This is a genomic window from Streptomyces sp. CO7 (assembly GCF_053474865.1).
In genome coordinates, this window is the sequence record NZ_JBRIOU010000005.1 from 89,466 (window position 1) to 91,827 (window position 2,362).

Here is a 2,362-nt window from a genome sequence, read left to right on the forward strand (position 1 = left end):
CCCTCGCACCACCTGTCGCCCGCCTTCCCCGGCCGCGCCCCCTGGGGCACGGCGGGCAAGCTGCGCGCCTGGCAGCAGGGGGCTCTGCAGAGGTACATCGAGGAGCAGCCCCGCGACTTCCTCGCGGTGGCCACCCCCGGCGCCGGAAAGACGACCTTCGCGCTCACCCTCGCCTCCTGGCTGCTGCACCACCACGTCGTCCAGCAGGTCACCGTGGTGGCGCCCACCGAGCACCTGAAGAAGCAGTGGGCCGAGGCCGCCGCCCGGATAGGCATCAAGCTCGACCCCGAGTACAGCGCCGGCCCGCTGGGCCGCGAGTACCACGGCGTGGCCGTCACCTACGCCGGCGTCGGCGTGCGCCCCATGCTGCACCGCAACCGCGTCGAGCAGCGCAAGACCCTGGTGATCCTCGACGAGATCCACCACGCGGGCGACTCCAAGTCCTGGGGCGAGGCCTGCCTGGAGGCGTTCGAGCCCGCCACCCGCCGGCTCGCGCTGACCGGTACGCCCTTCCGGTCCGACACCAACCCCATCCCCTTCGTCACCTACGAGGAGGGCAACGACGGCATCCGCCGCTCCTCCGCCGACTACACCTACGGCTACGGCTCCGCCCTCGGCGACGGCGTCGTCCGCCCGGTGATCTTCCTGTCCTACAGCGGCAACATGCGCTGGCGGACCAAGGCCGGCGACGAGATCGAGGCACGGCTCGGCGAGCCGATGACCAAGGACGCGGTCAGCCAGGCCTGGCGCACCGCGCTCGACCCCAAGGGCGAGTGGATGCCCGCGGTGCTGCGCGCCGCCGACCAGCGGCTCACCGAGGTCCGCAAGGGCATCCCCGACGCGGGCGCGCTGGTGATCGCCTCCGACCAGGAGTCGGCCCGCGCCTACGCCAAGCTGATCCGCGACATCACCGGCGAGAAGGCCACCCTGGTGCTGTCGGACGACAGCGGCGCCTCGCAGCGCATCGACGACTTCAGCGCGAGCGAGGAGCGGTGGATGGTCGCCGTCCGCATGGTGTCCGAGGGCGTCGACGTCCCGCGCCTGGCGGTCGGCGTGTACGCCACCACCATCTCCACACCGCTGTTCTTCGCCCAGGCCGTGGGCCGCTTCGTGCGTTCCCGGCGCCGCGGCGAGACCGCGTCGGTCTTCCTGCCGACCGTGCCGGACCTGCTGACCTTCGCCAACGAGATGGAGAAGGAACGCGACCACGCCCTCGACCGGCCCAAGAAGCACGGCGAGGAGGACCCGTACGCGGAGTCCGAGAAGGAGATGGCCGAGGCCAACAAGGAGCAGGACGAGGACACCGGCGAGCAGGACATGCTGCCCTTCGAGGCGCTGGAGTCCGACGCGGTGTTCGACCGCGTGCTGTACGACGGTGCCGAGTTCGGCATGCAGGCGCACCCGGGCAGCGAGGAGGAGCAGGACTACCTCGGCATCCCCGGGCTGCTCGAACCCGACCAGGTCCAGCTGCTCCTGCAGAAGCGGCAGCAGCGGCAGATCGCGCACAGCAAGCGCAAGCCGTCGGAGGAGGCGGACCTGCTGGAGCTGCCCGCGGACCGGCGGCCGGTGGTCAGCCACAAGGAGATGATGGAACTGCGGCGGCAGCTCAACAACCTGGTCGGCGCGTACGTCCACCAGAGCGGCAAGCCGCACGGGGTCATCCACACCGAGCTGCGCCGCGTCTGCGGCGGGCCGCCGGCGGCGGAGGCCACGGCCGGCCAGCTCCACGCCCGCATCGCCAAGGTCCAGGAATGGGCCACCCGCATGCGCTGACCCTCACGGTGCCGGCCGGGTCCCTTGCCGCAGGGGCGGCGCCTCCGCGGCGAGCGGTTCGCTCCACCCCGCGCCAGCCGACGGCGCCGTACGAACGTGACCCCGCCGCAGCGCGGCGCAGGGCAGGGTGGCGGGAGGTGCCGGGAAGGCGGCCGGGTCAGCCCAGGGCCTCGGCCACTTCGCGGGCCGCCTCCACGACGCGCGGGCCCACCCGCTCGGGAACCGCGTCGGAGAGCATGACGACGCCCACGCTGCCCTCGACCCCGGTGACCCCCAGCAGCGGCGCCGCCGCCGCGCACGCCCCGCCGTCCCCCTCGCCGCGCACGAGGGTGAACCCGGGGTCCGCCTCGTGGCGCGCGGCGAGGATCGCCCGGCCCGCGGCGCCCTGGTCCAAGCGGTGCCGGTGACCGGGCCGGTGGGCCACGTGAAAGTCCGTCCACGTCGGCTCCGCCACCGCGACCGTCAGCGCCTCCGCGCCGTCGACCAGGGTGAGGTGCGCGGTCGCCCCGATGTCCTCGGCGAGCGACCGCAGCGCCGGCAGCGCCGCCTCGCGGACCAGCGGATGCACCTGGCGGCCCAGCCGCAGCAC

The 2,362-nt window shown here is 73.7% G+C and carries 2 protein-coding genes; one reads left to right on the top strand and one right to left on the bottom strand.

Annotation, left to right across the window (positions count from 1 at the left end):
- A partial coding sequence (locus ACOV8S_RS18695) for a DEAD/DEAH box helicase (protein WP_448318955.1) occupies nt 1-1,773 on the top strand: 1,773 nt, incomplete at its 5' end.
- 157 nt (nt 1,774-1,930) lie between these two features.
- Here the strand turns inward: ACOV8S_RS18695 and ACOV8S_RS18700 are convergent.
- Nucleotides 1,931-2,362, bottom strand: a 432-nt coding sequence (locus ACOV8S_RS18700; RefSeq protein ID WP_448318956.1) for an IclR family transcriptional regulator domain-containing protein, incomplete at its 5' end; no start/stop codon positions are given.